This is a genomic window from Psychrobacillus sp. Z16_25, assembly GCF_056856695.1.
Window position 1 is genome coordinate 61,676 of sequence record NZ_JBXEOV010000006.1, and the last position, 19,635, is coordinate 81,310.

Consider the following 19,635-nt stretch of genomic DNA (forward strand, 5'->3'; position numbering starts at 1 on the left):
ATTTGTCGGGACGCGATGAGTGAGCATCTTTTTTATTTCTGCTAAACTACAGGTAAGGAGAGGTAAAAATGACAGCGATTGTTATGTTTGACGGAGAATGTAATTTCTGTGATACAAGTGTACAATTTATCATTGCAAGAGATCCCAAGGCTTACTTCCGGTTCGCAGCACTACAGAGTGAGGCTGGAGTTGAATTAAAAAAGAAGTTCCACATACCTGACCAAATTGATAGCTTTATCTTAATAAAGGATGATCAGGTTTATAAGTATTCAGATGGGGCATTAGAGGTATGCAAGCATTTAAAGGGTTTATGGAAAATACTATATATACTTAAAGTAGTTCCAAGACCTATCAGAAATAGTGTATATAGATATATAGCAAAAAATAGATATAAGTGGTTTGGGAAGAAGGAAGAATGTATGATTCCTAGTCCTGAGGTTAGGGAACGATTTCTTTAATGAAAAAGCAAGGGGCTGTTGAATAACATGGAAAAAGAAATAGTGGACGTAACGATAATTGGCGGAGGTCCTGTTGGACTGTTTGCTTCGTTCTATGCTGGTTTAAGAGGCTTGAGTGTAAAAATAATTGATAGCCTTCCTCAGCTAGGAGGTCAACTGATGGAGTTATATCCTGATAAATATATATACGATATTGCCGGTATACCTAAGATCATGGCGAAGGATTTAGTTGCCAATTTGGTGGAGCAGGCAGCATACAGTAAACCTGCTATCCATTTGGAAGAAACAGCAACGTCCATTGATAAACAAGAGGGTTACATTGCTTTAACAACAGATAAAGGAATACATTATACGAAAACCATTTTATTGACATCGGGTGTTGGATCCTTTCAACCTCGTAAGTTAAACGTTCCTGGAGCACAACAATATGAAAATAAGAATTTACATTACAAGGTTAAAAGTTTGCTAGATTTTAAGGATAAGAATGTCCTCGTTCTTGGAGGTGGAGATTCGGCCTTAGACTGGGCGCTCATGTTAGAAAAAATAGCTTCTAAGGTAACGATATGTCATAGAAAAGAGCAATTCACTGCTCATGAGATGACCATCCACCAGCTTCATCATTCAAATGTCCAAATCAAAACCCCTTATGTTGTAAAGGAGCTCGTGGGTGATGGAGAACATATAACAGAAGTGGTTCTAGTGGGGAAAGACAAACAAGAAGAATGTTTACCTGTAGATGAGGTAATCGTGAATTATGGAAATATTGCTTCACTGGGCTCTCTAAAAGAATGGGGATTAGAGATGGACCGTAACTCTATTATAGTGAATGAAAAAATGGAGACCAATATAGAGGGTGTTTATGCAGCAGGGGATGTTTGTACACATGCTGGGAAGGTTAAATTAATAGCAGTGGGCTTCGGAGAGGTTCCAAATGCAATTAGTCATATAAAAGCATTCATAGATCCTAAGGCAAGAGTTCAACCGAAGCATAGTACTAGTATATTTGATGAAAAGAAATAAAAAGCAGGGCAAACCAAATGAGGAGCATGTGTGATTCTAGAATCATACGTGCTTTCTTATTGTGAACCTCTGGTTCTTCGCATCGTCGGACGCTTTCCGGTGAGCCGTAGCCGAACGCTAACGCGCAGTGAAGAACCACACATTTTTAAAGTAAGAAAGCACTTTCGATTCCATCAAAAATATGAAATCGAAAGTGCTGTTCTATTGTTTTGTCTCAGGCTCCTTATCGCTTAATAAAAAACCTTGTCGATATTATATTTTGCTCTCAAAGTATTGATTGCATATGTTTCATAAATTTCTCGGTCCATAGGATCTTCTACAATACATACGCTTATTTTGGCTACTTCGTCTCTGTGCTTAAGCATTGGAGAAACATTGTCTTCAAAATGTTTTTTAATACGCTGTCTGATTTTACGGGCTTTTCCTACAAACAACAGTTCATCATTTTTATTGTAAAACATAAAGATTCCGCCCTTATCGCGAGGGATCTGGTGGAAATCAATAAAACCGTAGATGGATGGTATTACAACTTCGCCTTCTTTAGGCTCTTGTTTTCGTTGAGTAATCGTCACATCGGGCTTTGGTAGTTCAATTTTAATCATGTTATTCACGTCCTTTATCTTCTACTCTTTAGTCTAACACATCTACTGTCTAATATCTATTAAGTAGGAGCAGGAGAAACAAACTTATAGCAAGAATAGGAAGGGAAGAGAGAATAAAAGGAGGAGAAGGTATGTACAGAAGAATAGAGGATTTTTTATCGGATTGGCAAAATGAAAGCGAAGGGACGATTCGTGTACTGAGTAATTTAACGGATGAATCACTTATGCAAAAGTCATACGAGCATGGCATGACACTCGGTAATTTAGCTTGGCACTTAGTCACGACGATTGGTGAAATGATTGAAAAGGCAGATCTTGCTTTTTCTCCCACTCCTCATGATCAGTCAGAACCTAAAAGCACAAAGGAAATATTAGAGGCGTATGAGTTTTCAAGTAAAGCCCTTGTAAATGCTGTGAAAGAGCAGTGGAATGATGATACACTTAATGAGAAGAAAGATATGTATGGAGAAAGCTGGAGTGTAGCCGCCATATTAAAAGTGCTTATCACACATCAAATTCACCACAGAGGACAGATGACAATACTAATGCGTCAAGCTGGACTGAAGGTGCCTGGCCTTTACGGCCCGTCTAGAGAGGAATGGATGGCATTTTCAGAGCTTGATGAATGAGAATAGGCAAGGAGGATTAAATTGGGCTTGTTACCTGATTGGTTTTTTGGACTGGCCATTGGAATAGTGATATGTTTCGTTATTCTAGCAGAATGGTGGACAAGAAGGGATTAATAGTGTGTTATACTAAAATACTAAAGATAGGAAAGAAAGAGGAATCATATGCTGACATTTGAAGAAAAAGAAGTAATTATACAGGAATTTTCAGAGCTGACTCGTAAAGAAGTTTCCATGAAGCGAGTGAACTACCACTACGAAGACAGCCTGTACGAAAAAACTACAGTTGTTTATCACCTACATCCTAATGGCAATGGCTTTGTATATGTTGGAAATCTTCCGCAATATAAGGCAGATGAAAAGGGTTATGTGAATATTCGTGAAGCTTCTGCATCTGAATTAAAGCAAATTATTAAGGACTCCATAAACTATTTGGCTACAGAAGAGGAAGTAGAAGAAGAGTTAGAAGAAGAATGGAAAAACAAGGAGAATTCAAAGCTGACTCTTTTGCAAGAGGACACGCTATGGAATATCTATCATGGCTACAATCTGGAGGAAAGCTTTGGTTCCTATGAGGAAGCAAAGACTTATCTGTTGGAAGAGGGCTTTTACCGCTCTAAAAAGAAGTAGGGGGTGGTGTAAATGAAAGGGAAGTCGACCGTTTTTATTTTAATAGCAGTCATACTACTGGCACTTGGGGCTACCTTCTATTTTATCATGAAATTTTTTGATGAAAACCCAACACAGCCTGAACCAACTACTTATACTACAGGTGTGATTGTTGAAATAAAGGATAAGTCTTCTATGCTCGTAATAAGTGATATATCCGTTGAGGAAGCAAAGGCATCCACGGTAGAAGAACTGTTACAACAAGGGAACGAGGCAACCTGGTTTACCTTTTCTTTAGGGCAGGCCAGTGAACTGGAGCTATATGATCAGGTGAAGGTCGGATACACTACTATCAAGGAGTCATACCCTGCCCAAGGAGCTGCGCAAACTGTAGAGAAAATAGAAGAGTAGACAATAGGGCTTCTCAAAACCCGGCGAGTACATGAACAAATTTTATTCATGTACTCTCTTTTTTGATGGAAAATTTAAAGGAAACCTTCTCGGTATTCTTGATATATTTCTCCAATAATCCCCTTCATTTGATGAATTCCTAAATCAGTATTCGTCATCATAATTAGGCCTGATTCTTGATTAGGAAAGGCAACCGTCATGCATTGAAATCCAACACCCCAACCAAGTGAAGATATTTCAACTCCATCCTCGAAGCTCTCTAAAAATACACCTAATCCAGCCCATCCTATTGTGTCGCTCGGTGTAGTTATTTCCCTCGCAACCTTAGCTGAGAGACCAATTGTACTTCGCCCTTTTAGGGAGTTGATTAATTCAATCATCAAGATGGCCAAATCAGAGGGAGTTGTCCATAAGCCAGCAGCTGCAGGATAAGGATAAATAGGATATTTTCCTGTTACTACTTTGCCGTTTTTGTGATGCCCGCTTGCAATATTTTTATCTATCTGTTCAATCTTAAACTTACTATTGGTCATTTGTAATGGTTTAAAAATTTGTTCCTCCACAACATCTGTAAATGTTTTTTCCATGACATCCTCTATTAGCTGCTGTATTACACAATAACCTGCATCTGAATACTCGAACCTGCTTTCGGGCTCATATTGTACGGTGACGGGAGTGTTGCAGTAAGGACTCTTACCTTCTAGAAGTTCTCTCATAGTAGGAGCAGAATCCATTGAGCCGAGCTCTGAAAAGCTGCCTTGAGGATCTATCATTCCAGATTGGTGGTTAAGTAAATTTCTTAATGTCACTTCTCTTGTATATTTATTGCTCGGTATTTTCCAAGACACCAGCCTGTTGTTTACATTGTCATCTAGGTGGAAATACTGCTGTTCTGCTAATTTAAGTACTAACAGTCCGGTAAGAAATTTACTGATGGAACATGCATGGAAGAGTGTTTGAGTGTTTACTATATCTTTTGTTTCTCTATCCAAATAACCAAAAGTGGCTGTTCTGTCAATTAAACTGTTTTTTATTACAACCATGCTTAAGCCTACAACATGTAACTCCTTCATACGTTCTTGGATATTACTATTCCTTGTTTTTATAGCCACCAACCCCCACCATTATTAATCTATTTTTAACGCACGAAAGAATAAGGAACTAAGATTGCCCCCTCGTGACAACGTTTACTTGAACAACATCCTAGTTAGCACGTGGAAAGCGTCTGACGTAGCGAAGAACCCTGAGAAACACAAAAAAGTAAACATTTATAATGTATTTGAAAGGATCATAAGAGCTTCGCATTTGTTTTGTCCTAGCCTCGTTCAATGAGCGATTCTATTAGCATTTGTATTCCATTTTCACAAATTCATATGTACTCCCATTTGTATGTTGCATAAACGTATTAGCATCTTTAAAGCCTATTTTTCTATATAGTTTGATTGCCCTTTGATTAAAGCTCGCTACTGATAATGTCATTTTTTTAGGTTTATATTTATTTTTAATAAACTCCATGCCATTTTGAAGAAATTCCATTCCTATTCCTTTACCAGTTAAGTCTGGTCTTAATCCTAAGGAGATATCAACAGTAAGGTTATTTACTTTATTTGCACTAAAAAAACCGATTAATTCATGATTTTCCATAACGGAATACATAGAGGGCCCTCGTGTCTTCGGGTTAATAAACTCCTCTAAATCATCTTGATCGGCTTCCATATCATAAAAAGAATATTCTCCATCATAGTGCCAGTGAAATGCTATTTCCTCTGCTTGTTCTTGCGTCATCCTATTAAACTTATAAGTCACCATAATCCCCTTATTATATTTTTATTATTACTTTATTATCAGCATGCTACTAATAAGAGAGGCAAGAATTTACTTTTAAAGCTACCAATTTAATTGTTCATAAATTTGTTACACTTTTCTAAAAAATAACATTATTCTGGGGGCCTGTAAAGATATAATAAATGTAAGGAATGGAACGGAAAGGGTGATGAAGATGATTTTACGTAAAACGCGCTTCGCCAAAATAGCTTTATTTTTGCTGCTTCTGGTATTAGTAAGTAACTTTCTTTTATATCGTCCAGAAATATCGAGCATATTCTCCATTCAATTAACGAGCGGCGTAGCACTTGGTTCTTTAATTGACTTAGCAATAATTGCTCCTCTTCTTTTCTTCGGTGCTTTTAAAATTTCCATCAAGCAAACCATTGGATTTATGGTAGCTGGGTTAATCCTTGCAAGGCTTATAGTACCTTATGAACTGTTTGTCCCTTATATAGGCGTGCTATATGCAGGGATTGCAATAGAGATACTATTAATTACAGCAGAAATAGGAATTCTATTTTTAATTCTATGGAAAATCCCTAAAATTAAAGCTGAAATAATGGCGATGAAATCTGGAATACTGTTTGGACTTATCCCAGCTGTGGAAAAGCTCATAACCAAAAATATACTCGTAAATATTATTATGACTGAGATAATAATGTTCTATTATGCTCTTTTTACTTGGAAGAAGAAAGCTCCAAGGGAAGCTGATAGTGTTAGTATGCATAAGAACACTAGTACAATAGCATTTAATATTATGTTGATTCATGCAATTATTATTGAAACTATAGGCCTTCATTGGTGGCTTCATGAAAAGTCTCTTATTCTATCTATCGTGCTATTGATTTTAAATATTTACTCTGTTTTCTTCTTCTTGGCGGAAATCCAAATTACTAGACTTCATCCCATTGAAAAAAGAGATGGGACATTATATATAACACAAGGTTTTACAGCAAGAGCAGCAGTTCCCATTTCGTTAATAAAGGAAGTAGAATGGGGAGGCTCGCTTCCTCAAAAAGATACAATCAAATTTATATACAAGGATTTTGAGGAGTTAGAGCCTCAGGCAATTATTTATCTTAATGAGCCTATTGAAGTTACTCAGTTTATGGGAAGAAAGAAAAATATCACTGAGTTTGCAATAAGAGTAGACGACCCAGCAAAGCTAAAAGAACTGATTAATTGACCAACTTCTCACTTATCGTTATAATTATCTCAAATTCGAGATAATGTAGAAATGAGGTTTTCTCTTGAAGCATGTATATTACAAAGGGGATAACCCTGCCAATAACACCCTTCTATTATTACATGGCACAGGGGGGACCGAGCACGATTTAGTGGGGTTAGGTAGAGAAATAGATTCTAAGGCAAATATTTTAAGTGTTAGAGGAAATGTATTAGAGAATGGGATGCCCCGCTTTTTTAAGCGTCTTGCAGAGGGGATTTTTGATTTTGAGGATTTGGCATATAGAACAGAGGAATTAAAAAAGTTTTTGGATGATTCAGCCAAACAGTATGGATTTAACCGGAATAATGTGATTGCAATTGGCTATTCAAACGGCGCTAATATAGCTGCCAATTTACTGTTCGAGTATGAGCACGCTTTAGCCGGTGCCATTTTACACCACCCAATGGTACCTAGGAGGGGCGTAGAGCTGCCGAATATGAATGGTCTACCGATATTTATAGCAGCAGGAAAAAATGATTTTATGTGTCCGGTAGAAGAATCCGAAGAATTAAAAGGTTTGTTTGAGAGTAAAGGGGCGCAAGTAGAATTGTTCTGGCACTCTTATGGACATCAGCTAACACAGGAAGAAGTAGAAGCTGCGAAAAAATGGTACCAATCAAATTTCTAATCTAAATAAATATGAAAACGCCCATTTTGTTGACTACTCTTACAAAATGGGCGTTTTGAAATTAATTAATGAAGACTCTTTGCTTTATAGGGACCTTTTCTAAAAGGGAGCCACCAATTCCATTTTCCGAAAAGCTTCATAAGACTTGGGACAAGAAGCAGTCGAATGATAGTAGCGTCAATAGCTATTGCTATGGCGATTCCAACACCTATTTGTTTAACAGGCATTACGTCTGTGAAGGCAAAGGCTCCAGTTATAACAATCATGATTAATGCCGCAGATGTAATAATCTTACTAGTAGAGGTTAACCCATCAATAGTTGCTAGAGTATTATCATAATGTTTTACATACTCTTCTTGGATACGAGAAATTAAAAATACCTCGTAATCCATGCTTAGCCCGAAGACCAAGCTGAAGACGATCACTGGGATAATTAAGGCAATGGTTGTTTCTTCTAAACCAAAATGTCCATATTGAAATATATAGACAAGTATCCCAAAGGTAGAGGCTAAGCCAATGACATTCATAAGAATTGCCTTCAACGGAATGAGAATGGATTTAAAAGCAATCATTAAGATGAGTAAGGTCGAACCGATAATTATTCCTAAAAGTAGTCCTACCTTGCTAAAAATCTCATCAAAAATTTCTTGATTAAACTTAGGGTGGCCGCCTAGCTTATAGTCGACGCCGAGATCTTTATCAGCCCATTCTCTTGCCCAATCTTGTGCTTTCTGTGAGGTACCATCTAAACCAAGTGTAATCGGGATGAAGAGCTTGTCATTTTGTATAAAGCTTTCTACTAATGGATCTAATTGATTTTGAACCTCTAGAATTTCCATGCTTTGCTGCCACTGTTCTACCGTTGGAATTTCACTAGCTGTAAATATTGTATCCACTTGCTTTACATCTGGGTCTGCAAGAAGAGCATCCTGTAACTTTTTGATTGCTTGTAGCCCATCTTCTTGCTCCCAGCCATTTGGACGCTCAGCAACCATATACATCGTAGATTCCTCTCCAAAGTTAAATTCCTCTTCCATCAGCTCATAAGCTTCACGGGAATCATAGGAAGGAGGAAGTGAATCCACTTGTGGAATCGTAAGCTCTATATTTATAACAGGAATAATTCCGATTCCAAGTATCACTAATGCTACAAGGACAATCGTGATAGGCCGCTTCATTACGAAAGAGGCAAAGCGATGCCATTTAGTAGAGCCACCTGGCTTTACTTTCAGGATCGTCCATTTGTTGATTCGTTCCTTCAATATCATTAGTAAGGAAGGAAGGAGTGTAATAGATGCTAATACGGCTAAGAAGACAACTAGCATTCCTCCAAGCGCGATATTCTGGAAGATTTGAACGTCCAATACGAACATTGCGCCTAACCCGATAAATACGCATAACGCGGAGAAGATGATAGAGCGACCGGCAGTTTGGATGGCCGTTTTGATAGCATCCTCTATAGGTTGTTTGGTTAACTCTTCTTTATATCGATTAATCAGCAGGAGCGCAAAATCTATACTAAGAGCTAAGCCAAGCATTGGGACAACGTTTAAGATAAAGATTGATAAGTTTACGGACTCTCCGATTATTGTCATGAGTCCAAACGTAGATACAACCGTTACAATACCTACTGCGATAGGGACGAATGCGGACATGACACTTCCGAAAGCGAGTAATAAAACAATCAAGGCGATAGGTAAACCAATAGCCTCTGCGCTTGCAAGGTCTCTTTGGCTAGCTGCATTAATATCCTTGCTTATAGCCGCGCCTCCCGTGAGGGTTACTCCTTTTTCATCCCCTATTGCTTTTCGAATAGGATCTACTACTACCGTTCTATCAGGTATGTCTGTGCTAAAATGTAGCATCGCATATGCAACGTCTTCCTTATAAAGTGTGCGATCCTCCAAAGGGGATTGTATGGACTCTGCAAGGTCTAATTTTTCGATTTTTTTTAATGTATCTTTTATTTCGTTATCTGTTTTCTCTTCAAAAACGACAAATAAAGTTTCAGCGGGCATATCGAAGGTTTTTGATAGTTCATCCATGACCTCCTGATGGTCGCCGTTTGTAAAAAAACCATCACCCTCTAAAACTTCAGGGATTCTAATAGCAAAGAAGGCTAATACCGCAAAAACAACCAACCAAGCTATTAGAGTGAGCTTATAATATTTCGTTACAAAATTGGCAATTAACTTCATGGTGCCCCTCCTTAAGATGAAAAACCTATTTATTATTGTAATAGAAAACGAGTAGAATCAACAACCGGGAGGACCAGTTTCGAAAAAAGAAAAGGAAAACGTAAATCGAAGCCGTAACCAAAGAAATGGTTTCTGCCTTATTGAAATATTTCCATGTGGGACTTTAAATTGAATATGCATGATGATTAAGTTTTAAGGGAGCAAGGGTTGAAGAGAAGGAGATTGATATGACGAGGATGTTGGGAATGGAAAAAAGGGAAGTCGAAATCATTGGCATTCTTCATTCATTCTTTTTATATGATACTTAATATGGGCAACACTGACTGTTGTAGAAGGGAGGGAATAAGTAAAAAAGAGGGTAGGACATAACCCTTTCTTTTTAATGGGTTCTATCCCTTCTTGAAATTATGGATTAAATTCATTTGTAGTAAGAAACTCTATCGGTTTGTAGCAGCGTCGGCGACTCCTATGGGAGCAAGGTGGTAGGTAAGCCGGCACAGCCACACGCAAAGCGTTGGGTGCTGGCTTACCACGCCCCCATGGAAAGCGTCCGACGATGCGGAGAACCATAGGTTCAAAAAATAGGAAAGAAAGGGTTAGACAAACATCATTCTTATCTTGATAGATTCTATTCTTTTATTAATTAAAATTTGCTAATAGTAGAAACCACTATTGGTCAGAAGCAGCGGAGAATTGAACCCCAAAATTTAAGAAAGCACTTATGACTCTAATAATATTATAGAATCATAAGTGCTCCTCATTCGATTTGTTCCGTCCCAATTTATTAACTTAAGAAATCTAATTAAAAGAATAAGTTTAATAGTTGGAATATTAACCCTGCTAAAATAGCGGAAATAGGTAATGTAATTACCCAAGTCAAGACAATCTTTTTCGCAACTCCCCACTTTACTCCTTTCACGCGTTGTGCAGCTCCTACTCCCATAATGGCAGAGGAGATAACATGCGTGGTAGAAACGGGAAGGTGGATTGTAGTGGCTCCAAAAATAATCATGGCAGATGATAAGTCAGCTGCAGCCCCATTGATAGGACGTATTTTCATTATTTTTCCGCCAACAGTTTTAATGATCTTATAACCGCCAATAGAAGTACCAAGCCCCATAGCCAAAGCTGCAGAGAAGCGTACCCAGAGCTGGATGTCATCATTTGTTTGCCAGCCAGCTGCGATTAAAGCCATTGTTATAATCCCCATTGCTTTTTGCGCATCATTCGTTCCGTGAGTGAAGGCCTGTAAAGCTGCAGTTCCGATTTGGAAGGTACGGAATCTTCTGTTCGTTCCATACAGACTACCATTTTTAAAGATTACTTTAAATAAAGACATCATTAAAAATCCTACAGCTAATGCGATAAATGGAGAAAGAATTAAAGCTTGTAAAATTTTTATAAAGCCAGTGTAATTTAAAATGGCAAAGCCTGCAGCAGATACTGCTGCTCCAGCAATGGAACCAATTAGGGCATGTGAAGAACTGGATGGTATACCATAATACCAAGTTACTAAGTTCCAAATAATCGCTGATAGAAGAGCGGCAAGAATAATAAGGGTACCCTGCTCTAATGCAAATGGATCTACTATATCCTTTGTTATTGTTTTGGCTACTCCCGTAAACGTTAGAGCTCCAATAAAGTTCATGATAGCAGCCATAAATACAGCTACTCGAGGCTTTAGAGCTCTTGTCGATACTGATGTAGCAATTGCATTGGCGGTATCATGGAACCCATTAATAAAATCGAATGCCAAAGCAAAAAATACGACGGCTAATGTTAATATAATTATAGTATCCATACTTATATCCCCTAAGCGTTACGCATAATAATTGTTTCAAGCGTATTGGCTACGTTTTGACAATAATCAGCTATATCTTCTAATTGTTCGTATATGTCTTTGAATTGGATGATACGAATAGGATCTTTCTCCTTCAAGAATAATTGCTTTATAGAAGAACGTAACACCTCATCACATTTACGCTCGTAGTCCTTAATTAGAATCGAATGGTCTCTCATCTTCAACAATTTTTTTTGGGATAGAAGCTCCATAGCCTTTACGATTTCATCTGTGCTTTTTACGATATAACCTAGAAATGTACGCATCGACTCGTCAATTTCTACTAGAGAGAACATTTCTAAATGAGCTGTAAAGTTATCAATTCCGTCTAAAATATCATCCATACGGACTGCGAGTTCTAAAATATCCTCTCGTTCAATAGGTGTCATGAAGGATTTATTTAGCATAACAATCAACTCGTGAATTAGAGTATCCCCAGCAGTTTCATAATTTTTCATATGTAAGCTGATTTCTTTTAAATCAGAAACCGTATTTATTCGAAAATCATCAGCATAGTGAGCACCTTCGCGCACGTTTTCTGCAATTTTCAAAAGCGACAAGAAAAATGGATCTGGTTTTTTTGAACTAATCATAAAAAGCCTCCTAGACTTCGAAAATTTCTCAATATAATTTACCTCACATAGCATACCAAAAAAAATAGTGAAAAGCCTATTATTTTTACTGGCAACTTATTAAATTTACAAAATTGTAACATTAATCTTTGTTAGTCGGACAAAATACTGTAACAAATGCCAGATGCCATACTATACCCTCAATTTTGAATCTTAAAATATTTTTGAAACTTTTCTTTGTGAATAGCGTAAAATTAATTGAAAGGAAAATAAATGGTAAAGGAGTGAGAAGAATCGAACAAATTTTTTTATATGGTTTATTGGTAATTGGTCTCATAACAGTTTTATATGTGATATTTGCAGATTTTACTGACGCATTTGAGGGTGTATTTAGCCCGACTACTGTCCTCTCGTTTCTTTTATTTATCTGTGCTTCTGGATTTATTCTGATCAATCTAACCGATTGGTCGGATCAGCTTATTATAGTAGTTTCCTTATTGGTATCCACGGTTTTTACTTTTCTCCTCTATTATTTTGTGCTTATTCCTTTATCATCGGCTGAGGTTTCATTAGCTTACTCAGATGCTGATTTACAAGGTCTAGTTGGTAGAGTAATAGTTCCCATCCCATCAGATGGTTATGGTGAAATTATCATTGAAACAGTGAATGGTATTTTATCCAAGCGTGCAGCTGGCTATGAAAATGAAGAAATCCAGTATGACAAACAGGTTTTAATTATCGAGGTAAAAGAGGGCACATTCTTAGTAAAAGAGTATATGCCTTTATAAAAAAAGGGGGAAAAGAAATGGAATATTTAGTTCCGATAGGTATTGTGGTGTTTGTATTAGCAGTGTTATTGATTGTTTATGTAACGAAGTACAAGACAGTTGGACCAGATGAAGCGTTAATCGTTACAGGAAGCTACTTGGGCTCTAAAAATGTGCATACGGATGATTCTGGCAATCGTATAAAGATTATTCGAGGTGGAGGAACTTTTGTGCTACCTGTTTTCCAACAGTCAGAGCCACTAAGCTTACTTTCTAGTAAATTAGAAGTAACAACTCCTGAAGTGTATACAGAGCAAGGGGTACCGGTTATGGCAGACGGAACTGCAATCATTAAGATTGGTGGTTCTATACCGGAAATTGCCACTGCAGCTGAGCAGTTCTTAGGAAAGTCTAAGGAAGACAGAGAAATTGAGGCAAAAGAAGTATTAGAAGGCCATTTGCGTTCTATTCTTGGATCAATGACGGTTGAAGAGATATATAAAAACAGAGATAAATTTTCTCAAGAGGTACAGCGTGTTGCATCCCAAGACCTTGCAAAAATGGGGCTTATCATCGTGTCCTTTACAATTAAGGATGTTCGAGATAAAAACGGTTATTTAGATTCTCTAGGAAAGCCGCGAATTGCACAAGTAAAAAGAGATGCGGACATAGCAACTGCCGATGCGGAAAAGGAAACACGTATTAAGCGTGCAGAAGCTGATAAAGAAGCACAAAAGGCAGAAATTGAAAGATCAACCGAAATCGCAGAGGCAGAAAAACATAATCAACTAAAAGTAGCTGAATATCGTCGTGAGCAGGACGTAGCAAAAGCCCGTGCTGACCAAGCGTACGAATTAGAAACAGCCAAAGCAAAGCAAGAGGTTACAGAGCAGGAAATGCAAATTCGTATCATTGAAAGACAAAAGCAAATTGAACTAGAAGAAAAGGAAATACTGCGACGCGAGAAGCAATATGATTCTGAGGTAAAGAAAAAAGCGGACGCTGATCGTTATGCGATTGAACAAAGTGCAGCTGCTGCTAAAAATAGAGAAATTGCAGAAGCGGACGCAGAAAAATATCGTATTGAAGCGAAAGCGAAAGCAGATGCTGAAAAAGTGCGTCTTGACGGTATCGCAAAAGCAGATGCTCAACGTGCACAAGGGGAAACAGAGGCAGAGGTAATCCGATTGAAAGGACTTGCTGAAGCGGAAGCAAAACGTAAAATTGCAGAAGCATTTGAGCTATATGGTCAAGCTGCGGTAATGGACATGGTGATTAATATGCTTCCTGAATATGCTAAGCAGATCGCTAGCCCATTATCTAATATTGATAAAATTACAGTTGTCGATACAGGGAGTGGGGAAGGTGGAGGAGCTAACAAAGTAACCTCCTATGCAACGAACCTAATGTCTACCTTACAGGAAACACTTAAGGCTTCCTCGGGCATAGATGTGAAGGATCTACTAGAGAGCTATGCTGGAAAAAATACCATTCGTCCAAGTTTGGAGCAGCTGACGCATGAAGTGAAAAAGTCAAATGAAGAAAAAGAAGAGAAAGAAGTTCAATTAACTTAATGAAACCTCTAAAAGATGGACCAATGCACCTTAGGTTCCATCTTTTTCTTTGTAAAAGATCCCTGTTGGAGGTTTAGAAAGGACAAAACAGCTACTGTCGAATTGAATTTTATTTGAGGGATAACGAGAAATCACGAACAGTTACAGATGGAAGCCGCTTTAATTGTCGAAGAGCATCATGAAAGGTATGATGGAAAGGGATACCCTTATGGACCAGTAGAGGAAGAAATCCCCTTAGAATCGTCTAATGTTCTGCTGTAGATGCCTTATGGCGCCATGATAACTAACAGAGTTTATCGAAGTGGCATGTCCGTTCAAGAGGCTATACAGGAAATAAGAGATGGATTGGGAGCGGAATTCCATCCTGAGGTTCTAGATGAGTTTTTACAAATGCTTCACGAAAAATAATAATTGGTAACAAAGGAGAGAGGAAACATGTCTTATCGTATTGAGCGAGATTCAATGGGAGAAATTAAGGTACCACAAGATCGACTGTGGGGAGCACAAACACAGAGATCAAAGCAGAACTTTAAAATAGGCATAGAGAAAATGCCAATCGGCGTCGTGCACGGACTCGCACTTCTAAAAAAATCTGCAGCAATCGTAAGTCATTCTCTAGGGAACTTATCCGAAGCGAAGCGTAATGCCATCGCACAAGCGGCTGATGAGATATTAGCTGGTAAGCTCGATGACCATTTTCCATTAGTTGTTTGGCAAACAGGAAGCGGTACCCAGACGAATATGAATGTGAATGAAGTTATTGCAAATAGAGGCAATCAGCTATTAGAGGAACAGGGTAGTGAAGAGCGTTTGCACCCAAATGATGATGTAAATAAATCACAAAGCTCTAACGATACTTTCCCTACCGCGCTCCATATTGCAGGAGTACTGGCTGTTCAAAAAGAATTATTGCCTGCAATTGATATATTAAAAGAAACACTAGGAAAGAAATCCGAGCAATTTATGGATATTGTGAAAATTGGTCGAACCCACTTACAGGATGCGACACCACTTTCACTTGGCCAAGAATTTAGTGGCTGGCATAGAATGCTAGAAAAATCCTCTAAAATGATTGCGCAAAGCTTAGAGGATATGAAGGAGCTTGCAGTTGGAGGTACAGCTGTTGGTACCGGGTTGAATGCACCTAAGGGATTTGGAGAGCAAGTGGCAGCAGAAATTTCAAAGGCACTTGGTATTGAATTTACATCTGCAAAAAATAAATTCCATGCGCTTACGAGCTACGATGATGTGGTATACGTTCATGGTGCAATTAAGGGTCTAGCAGCAGACTTAATGAAAATTGCAAATGACGTTCGTTTCTTAGCAAGTGGTCCACGTTCTGGAATCGGGGAATTGATTATCCCAGAGAACGAGCCAGGAAGCTCTATTATGCCCGGGAAAGTAAATCCAACTCAAAGTGAGGCTATGACTATGGTAGTTGCGCAGGTTATGGGAAATGACACTACTATAAGCTTTGCAGCTAGCCAAGGGAATTATCAATTAAATGTATTTAAGCCTGTAATCATTCATAACTTCCTTCAATCTGTACGCCTGTTAAGTGATGCAATTATTAGCTTCAATGATAACTGTGCAGTAGGAATTGAGCCGAATCTTGCTCAAATAGAGCATCATGTGAATAATTCTTTAATGCTTGTAACAGCATTAAATCCATATATCGGCTATGAAAATGCAGCAAAAATAGCGAAGTACGCGCATAAAAATGGCGCGACCCTTAAGGAAGCAGCTATTGCTTTAGAGTTATTAACTGCTGAAAAATTTGATGAAATTGTACGCCCAGAAAAAATGATATAAGAGGTAAAAATGAAAAAAATACTATTACTGCTATTCAGTGCTTGCCTGGTTTTGGGGGCATGTGGCCAACAAAAAGAAAAGGTTGAAGAGCAAGGACATGAACATAAACATGAAAACGGAGAAGTGCATGTAGACCATCAGACAAACGGTGACATTCAGGAAATCACTGCTTCAACAGACGTGTTACCAACCTTTCTAGATGCTCAGTCTGATGAGATGAAACTTGTCTATCAAGCTGCAGCCAAGGCGCGTGATATATTAAAATGGATGCCTTGCTATTGTGGCTGCGGTGAAAGTGTAGGGCATTTAAACAACTTTAATTGTTTTGTCGCTGAGATAAGAGAAAGTGGAGAAGTCGTTTGGGATGATCATGGGACTCGCTGTGCAGCGTGCTTGGAAACTGCTATCACTTCCATAAAGATGGTGCAAGAAGGGAAATCCTTAACTGAAATTAGGCAGGCTATTGATGAAGCGTATAAAGAGGGCTATGCAGAACCAACAAATACACCAATGCCTTCTTAAAAAGAATATTAGATAAAATAAATAAACGAAAGCACTCACTTCATTTAAGGTTGTGAGTGCTTTCGTATTTCTTCTACCATTATTTTATATAGTAATCACTTACAAGTTGGTTTTCTATTATCTCCGTAGGTATTTCAAAGGATACAATACCAGCAGACCCCGGAGCCACCTCGTATTTATCGAAGGATATGGTAAGCTTATGGTTTTCTGTAATAGAAAAATTTTGATCTGGACGAATTTGCTCAAAACCAACTTCTTCCTCACCTGCTATCCAGTAAACTATCTGATTATCCATCTCCATTTGCTTCTGCATTTCTCCTATTAGATAAGCAGAGATCGTTTCTATATAAGAATCATCTTTAAATAAACTTGGTAAAGTTATTAATATTTCATGCTTTTTATCAATGTTATCTGTTCTCATGATAAGCTGAGAAGAACCGTATGCTATAGACTGATAGCGCGTGATAGATAGAATATCTTCCGTATTGGTTAGTACTTTAAAATCTGTAGCGATATTTACATTTCCTTGTGAATCGATACCAGTTTCCTGTATAAATTTATCGTACAATGTTTGATTTTCCGCTATATATTTTTTGTTTAGTGTTTCCTCCAAGTCTTTATTTTCTAAGCCTGAAACGTTTGGAGTGGTTATTTGTATGCTAGAGTTTTGAGTCTCCAGCTTAAGGTCTTGCACGGTGATGACCTCAATTAGTGATTGTAAAGCAGGTACAGCAGCTAAAGATTGAGCAAGAGCTGGACTAATATTCACACTACCTATAAATAAGACGGAGGCTGCCGCTATCCCCATTCCCCAATGCTTGATCCTGTTCTTTCTTATTGGTTTTTGTTTAGCAGTCTGAATGGATTTACGCACCATATCATTAAGCTCCTGAGGAATAGGTGTTTCCTGATATGTTTGTTTTGCTTTATCTAAGCCTTTCATTGTCCTGCCTCCTCTAAAAGTGCTCTAAGTTTTTTGAGTGTAGCGTAGAGCCTAGATTTTACCGTGTTCTTATTTTCTCCTAATAGCTTCGCAATATCGTCAATCTTCATATCTTCAAAGTATCTTAGAATAATTACTGTTTTATCTGGTCCAGACAAGTGGTCAATTGCTTCATAGAGATCGATATCTCGTATCTCATCTTCTTGGACAGGGAGGTGATAATCTAGCACGTTATCCTCTACATAGACTATTTTCTTATCTCTTTGGATTAAATCGAGTGATGTATTGATTAAAATTCGATAAAACCAGGTCTTTAAATATTGAGCCTTGTCAAGTGCGTCAATGGAGCGAAGAGCCTTTATAATACTGTCTTGCAATATATCCATTGCTTGCTCCTTATTTTTCACGTAGCTATAAGCAAATCGATAATGTGCCTGTTGATTTTCGAGAAGGTAGTTCTCAATCAGTAGATACTTCTTTTTTTTATTCATAAAGTTACCCCTTTAACTATTCGCTATTTGCGTATAAAAATTAGACGGATGAGCCCGAGAAAAAGTTTGGAGGAGAAATATACTTCTTTTTCTCTAACTAATGGGACGAGAAGTTTTGGGGAGAGAAGGGGGGCGTAGATAAGAGGGTTTTAATGGGAGCTTTGACGTTAAATTTTGTCTTAGAAGGATAACTAAAAGTGAAGGGACAGAAAGCTGCTAGCTTAACGTCCCTCCGTCATACTTGAGTGGGTGGTCTTACAAATAATCTTGTAATTCATTTTCTAAAAAGGGCTCAGCGTTTAATAGCTGTTTAAATTGCTGGTAGCTTTCTATCTGTTGCTTAGATGGTTTTTTCCCTGTTTTATAGGCCCTAATCAGGATGTTTTTCGGTGTGTTTTCCATATCGATAAATTCAAGCAGCTGAGCTTCATATCCCACCATGCTTAGAATTTCTGCCCGAATGGAATCGGTTGCTAAAGCGGCAAACCTCTCTTTTATCAAACCGTGCTTAAGCATGAGTTCTAGGGAAGGGGCATTAAGCTGTCTATTCAGCTCATGCTGACAGCAAGGAACACTAAGAATGACACTTGCCCCCCATTTTACAGCTCTTCCTAAGGCCATGTCTGTAGCCACGTCACATGCATGAAGCGTAACCACCATATCAACTGCGGTTTCCTCATTGTAGTCGTTGATATCTCCAACTAAAAATTCCAAATGCTCATAGCCAAGCTCATCCGCTATTCTTGAACATTCTTCTATTACTTCCTTTTTCAAATCCAGACCTGTTACTCGTATGTCCAGACCCTTTTCAACCTTTAAATAATGGTATAAAGCAAATGTTAAATAAGATTTACCTGAACCAAAGTCTAAAATTCTTATTTGCTTGTCCTTCGGAAGATACTCAAGGGAGTCGTCAATAAATTCGATGAAACGATTAATTTGTTTAAATTTATCATACTTTTGTTTTTTTACCTTTCCATCGGTACTCTGGACACCAAGGCGAATAAGAAATGGATAAGGAGTATGCTCATCCAATAAGTAATTCTTTTTGCGATTATGAGCTAAATCGACTTTTTTAGTAGTTGCTGTCGCTTCAGACTTCCACATCACCTTATTTTTCTTGGATAGCTGGATATGAACCTTTTCATCAATGAAATCTGCATGTATTTGTCTGAACTGCTCTAATAGTTCTGCGAGCTTTAGAGGGAACTGCTCTAGCGAAATATTCTCATGCTTTAGCACTCGTTCATATTGGTATTCCATTTGCACATAATAGTTGTTTTTTAGTTGAATAGGTTTCCATCTTACTCTTTTTAGCTCATTGGATTTTGTCCTTGGCTGGCTGACGGTTGCGGAAACTAACTGCTGATCCAGTATTTTTTGTTCAAGCATTTCTTTCATTTGTTGAAAATCCAATTAGATCGCCTTCTTTTTCATGTTTTACTATGTGGCTAGTGTATCACAGGAGGAATGAGGATTGGTAGGAAGGATGTCTGGTGTAAATTCC

At 38.0% G+C, this 19,635-nt stretch carries 22 protein-coding genes; 13 read left to right on the plus strand and 9 right to left on the minus strand.

Features of this window, described 5'->3' with window-relative positions:
- Positions 1-68 precede the first annotated feature (68 nt).
- Positions 69-458, plus strand: coding sequence for a thiol-disulfide oxidoreductase DCC family protein (locus AC1VU3_RS08420; protein ID WP_480389339.1), 390 nt, complete (start codon positions 69-71; stop codon positions 456-458).
- Positions 459-485: 27 nt separating this feature from the next.
- Positions 486-1,478, plus strand: coding sequence for an NAD(P)/FAD-dependent oxidoreductase (locus AC1VU3_RS08425; RefSeq protein WP_480389340.1), 993 nt, complete (start codon positions 486-488; stop codon positions 1,476-1,478).
- Positions 1,479-1,708: 230 nt separating this feature from the next.
- On the opposite strand, the gene AC1VU3_RS08430 is transcribed toward AC1VU3_RS08425, so the two are convergent.
- Positions 1,709-2,080 (minus strand): nucleotide excision repair endonuclease, encoded by a 372-nt coding sequence (locus AC1VU3_RS08430; protein ID WP_480389341.1) that lies wholly within the window; start codon positions 2,078-2,080, stop codon positions 1,709-1,711.
- A 131-nt stretch (positions 2,081-2,211) separates the two neighbouring features.
- Here AC1VU3_RS08430 and AC1VU3_RS08435 point away from each other — a divergent pair, with 131 nt between their 5' ends.
- The 3 genes from AC1VU3_RS08435 to AC1VU3_RS08445 all read left to right on the plus strand — a co-directional run bounded on the left by AC1VU3_RS08435 (position 2,212) and on the right by AC1VU3_RS08445 (position 3,726).
- On the plus strand, positions 2,212-2,709 hold the full coding sequence (locus tag AC1VU3_RS08435; RefSeq protein WP_482983269.1) for a DinB family protein: 498 nt from the start codon (positions 2,212-2,214) through the stop codon (positions 2,707-2,709).
- A 162-nt stretch (positions 2,710-2,871) separates the two neighbouring features.
- The gene (locus AC1VU3_RS08440) at positions 2,872-3,336 is read left to right on the plus strand and encodes a hypothetical protein (RefSeq protein WP_482983270.1); all 465 of its coding nucleotides are present in this window, start codon (positions 2,872-2,874) and stop codon (positions 3,334-3,336) included.
- A 12-nt stretch (positions 3,337-3,348) separates the two neighbouring features.
- Positions 3,349-3,726 (plus strand): DUF3221 domain-containing protein, encoded by a 378-nt coding sequence (locus AC1VU3_RS08445; RefSeq protein ID WP_482983271.1) that lies wholly within the window; start codon positions 3,349-3,351, stop codon positions 3,724-3,726.
- Positions 3,727-3,800: 74 nt separating this feature from the next.
- On the opposite strand, the gene AC1VU3_RS08450 is transcribed toward AC1VU3_RS08445, so the two are convergent.
- Positions 3,801-4,838 carry a serine hydrolase domain-containing protein gene (locus AC1VU3_RS08450; RefSeq protein ID WP_482983272.1) on the minus strand — a complete coding sequence of 346 codons (1,038 nt, stop codon included), beginning with the start codon at positions 4,836-4,838 and terminating at the stop codon, positions 3,801-3,803.
- A 229-nt stretch (positions 4,839-5,067) separates the two neighbouring features.
- On the minus strand, positions 5,068-5,532 hold the full coding sequence (locus tag AC1VU3_RS08455) for a GNAT family N-acetyltransferase (RefSeq protein ID WP_482983273.1): 465 nt from the start codon (positions 5,530-5,532) through the stop codon (positions 5,068-5,070).
- A 193-nt stretch (positions 5,533-5,725) separates the two neighbouring features.
- On the opposite strand from AC1VU3_RS08455, the gene AC1VU3_RS08460 reads away from it, so the two are divergent.
- Positions 5,726-6,739, plus strand: a complete 1,014-nt coding sequence (locus tag AC1VU3_RS08460) for a beta-carotene 15,15'-monooxygenase (protein WP_480389347.1) — start codon at positions 5,726-5,728, stop codon at positions 6,737-6,739.
- A gap of 64 nt (positions 6,740-6,803) precedes the next feature.
- Positions 6,804-7,409 (plus strand): alpha/beta hydrolase, encoded by a 606-nt coding sequence (locus AC1VU3_RS08465; RefSeq protein WP_480389348.1) that lies wholly within the window; start codon positions 6,804-6,806, stop codon positions 7,407-7,409.
- A 65-nt stretch (positions 7,410-7,474) separates the two neighbouring features.
- Here AC1VU3_RS08465 and AC1VU3_RS08470 read toward each other — a convergent pair whose 3' ends face one another.
- The 3 genes from AC1VU3_RS08470 to AC1VU3_RS08480 form a co-directional block, all read right to left on the minus strand.
- The gene (locus tag AC1VU3_RS08470; protein ID WP_480389349.1) at positions 7,475-9,607 is read right to left on the minus strand and encodes an MMPL family transporter; all 2,133 of its coding nucleotides are present in this window, start codon (positions 9,605-9,607) and stop codon (positions 7,475-7,477) included.
- Positions 9,608-10,409: 802 nt separating this feature from the next.
- On the minus strand, positions 10,410-11,408 hold the full coding sequence (locus AC1VU3_RS08475) for an inorganic phosphate transporter (protein ID WP_480389350.1): 999 nt from the start codon (positions 11,406-11,408) through the stop codon (positions 10,410-10,412).
- 11 nt (positions 11,409-11,419) lie between these two features.
- Complete coding sequence (locus tag AC1VU3_RS08480) at positions 11,420-12,040, minus strand: DUF47 domain-containing protein (protein ID WP_480389351.1); 621 nt, start codon at positions 12,038-12,040, stop codon at positions 11,420-11,422.
- A 263-nt stretch (positions 12,041-12,303) separates the two neighbouring features.
- On the opposite strand from AC1VU3_RS08480, the gene AC1VU3_RS08485 reads away from it, so the two are divergent.
- The 6 genes from AC1VU3_RS08485 to AC1VU3_RS08510 all read left to right on the plus strand — a co-directional run bounded on the left by AC1VU3_RS08485 (position 12,304) and on the right by AC1VU3_RS08510 (position 16,694).
- Positions 12,304-12,807, plus strand: coding sequence for an NfeD family membrane protein (locus tag AC1VU3_RS08485; RefSeq protein WP_482983274.1), 504 nt, complete (start codon positions 12,304-12,306; stop codon positions 12,805-12,807).
- A gap of 17 nt (positions 12,808-12,824) precedes the next feature.
- Positions 12,825-14,360: a flotillin family protein gene (locus AC1VU3_RS08490; RefSeq protein ID WP_480389353.1), complete on the plus strand. Its 1,536-nt coding sequence runs from the start codon at positions 12,825-12,827 to the stop codon at positions 14,358-14,360.
- 147 nt (positions 14,361-14,507) lie between these two features.
- Entirely contained in the window at positions 14,508-14,621 is a 114-nt protein-coding gene (locus AC1VU3_RS08495) for an HD domain-containing phosphohydrolase (protein ID WP_480389354.1), read from the plus strand.
- A 15-nt stretch (positions 14,622-14,636) separates the two neighbouring features.
- A complete protein-coding gene (locus AC1VU3_RS08500; protein ID WP_482983275.1) occupies positions 14,637-14,768 on the plus strand; it encodes a hypothetical protein in 132 nt (43 codons plus the stop codon).
- Positions 14,769-14,795: 27 nt separating this feature from the next.
- Positions 14,796-16,172, plus strand: a complete 1,377-nt coding sequence (fumC, locus tag AC1VU3_RS08505; RefSeq protein ID WP_482983276.1) for a class II fumarate hydratase — start codon at positions 14,796-14,798, stop codon at positions 16,170-16,172.
- Positions 16,173-16,181: 9 nt separating this feature from the next.
- Entirely contained in the window at positions 16,182-16,694 is a 513-nt protein-coding gene (locus AC1VU3_RS08510; protein ID WP_482983277.1) for a PCYCGC motif-containing (lipo)protein, read from the plus strand.
- A gap of 79 nt (positions 16,695-16,773) precedes the next feature.
- Here AC1VU3_RS08510 and rsiV read toward each other — a convergent pair whose 3' ends face one another.
- The 3 genes from rsiV to AC1VU3_RS08525 form a co-directional block, all read right to left on the minus strand.
- Positions 16,774-17,637: an anti-sigma-V factor RsiV gene (rsiV, locus tag AC1VU3_RS08515; RefSeq protein ID WP_482983278.1), complete on the minus strand. Its 864-nt coding sequence runs from the start codon at positions 17,635-17,637 to the stop codon at positions 16,774-16,776.
- Entirely contained in the window at positions 17,634-18,128 is a 495-nt protein-coding gene (locus AC1VU3_RS08520; protein WP_480389358.1) for a sigma-70 family RNA polymerase sigma factor, read from the minus strand. Before AC1VU3_RS08520 ends, rsiV begins: the two co-directional genes overlap by 4 nt.
- A gap of 255 nt (positions 18,129-18,383) precedes the next feature.
- A complete protein-coding gene (locus AC1VU3_RS08525) occupies positions 18,384-19,544 on the minus strand; it encodes a class I SAM-dependent methyltransferase (RefSeq protein WP_480389359.1) in 1,161 nt (386 codons plus the stop codon).
- Positions 19,545-19,635: the final 91 nt, after the last annotated feature.

Bases quoted from the DNA above. Each gene is read 5' to 3' on its own strand.
- AC1VU3_RS08420 (WP_480389339.1), top strand. From the start codon at position 69: ATGACAGCGATTGTTATGTTTGACGGAGAATGTAATTTCTGTGATACA.
- AC1VU3_RS08425 (WP_480389340.1), top strand. From the start codon at position 486: ATGGAAAAAGAAATAGTGGACGTAACGATAATTGGCGGAGGTCCTGTT.
- AC1VU3_RS08430 (WP_480389341.1), bottom strand. From the start codon at position 2,080: ATGATTAAAATTGAACTACCAAAGCCCGATGTGACGATTACTCAACGA.
- AC1VU3_RS08435 (WP_482983269.1), top strand. From the start codon at position 2,212: ATGTACAGAAGAATAGAGGATTTTTTATCGGATTGGCAAAATGAAAGC.
- AC1VU3_RS08440 (WP_482983270.1), top strand. From the start codon at position 2,872: ATGCTGACATTTGAAGAAAAAGAAGTAATTATACAGGAATTTTCAGAG.
- AC1VU3_RS08445 (WP_482983271.1), top strand. From the start codon at position 3,349: ATGAAAGGGAAGTCGACCGTTTTTATTTTAATAGCAGTCATACTACTG.
- AC1VU3_RS08460 (WP_480389347.1), top strand. From the start codon at position 5,726: ATGATTTTACGTAAAACGCGCTTCGCCAAAATAGCTTTATTTTTGCTG.
- AC1VU3_RS08470 (WP_480389349.1), bottom strand. From the start codon at position 9,607: ATGAAGTTAATTGCCAATTTTGTAACGAAATATTATAAGCTCACTCTA.
- AC1VU3_RS08475 (WP_480389350.1), bottom strand. From the start codon at position 11,408: ATGGATACTATAATTATATTAACATTAGCCGTCGTATTTTTTGCTTTG.
- AC1VU3_RS08480 (WP_480389351.1), bottom strand. From the start codon at position 12,040: ATGATTAGTTCAAAAAAACCAGATCCATTTTTCTTGTCGCTTTTGAAA.
- AC1VU3_RS08490 (WP_480389353.1), top strand. From the start codon at position 12,825: ATGGAATATTTAGTTCCGATAGGTATTGTGGTGTTTGTATTAGCAGTG.
- AC1VU3_RS08495 (WP_480389354.1), top strand. From the start codon at position 14,508: ATGGAAGCCGCTTTAATTGTCGAAGAGCATCATGAAAGGTATGATGGA.
- AC1VU3_RS08500 (WP_482983275.1), top strand. From the start codon at position 14,637: ATGATAACTAACAGAGTTTATCGAAGTGGCATGTCCGTTCAAGAGGCT.
- fumC (WP_482983276.1), top strand. From the start codon at position 14,796: ATGTCTTATCGTATTGAGCGAGATTCAATGGGAGAAATTAAGGTACCA.
- AC1VU3_RS08510 (WP_482983277.1), top strand. From the start codon at position 16,182: ATGAAAAAAATACTATTACTGCTATTCAGTGCTTGCCTGGTTTTGGGG.
- rsiV (WP_482983278.1), bottom strand. From the start codon at position 17,637: ATGAAAGGCTTAGATAAAGCAAAACAAACATATCAGGAAACACCTATT.
- AC1VU3_RS08520 (WP_480389358.1), bottom strand. From the start codon at position 18,128: ATGAATAAAAAAAAGAAGTATCTACTGATTGAGAACTACCTTCTCGAA.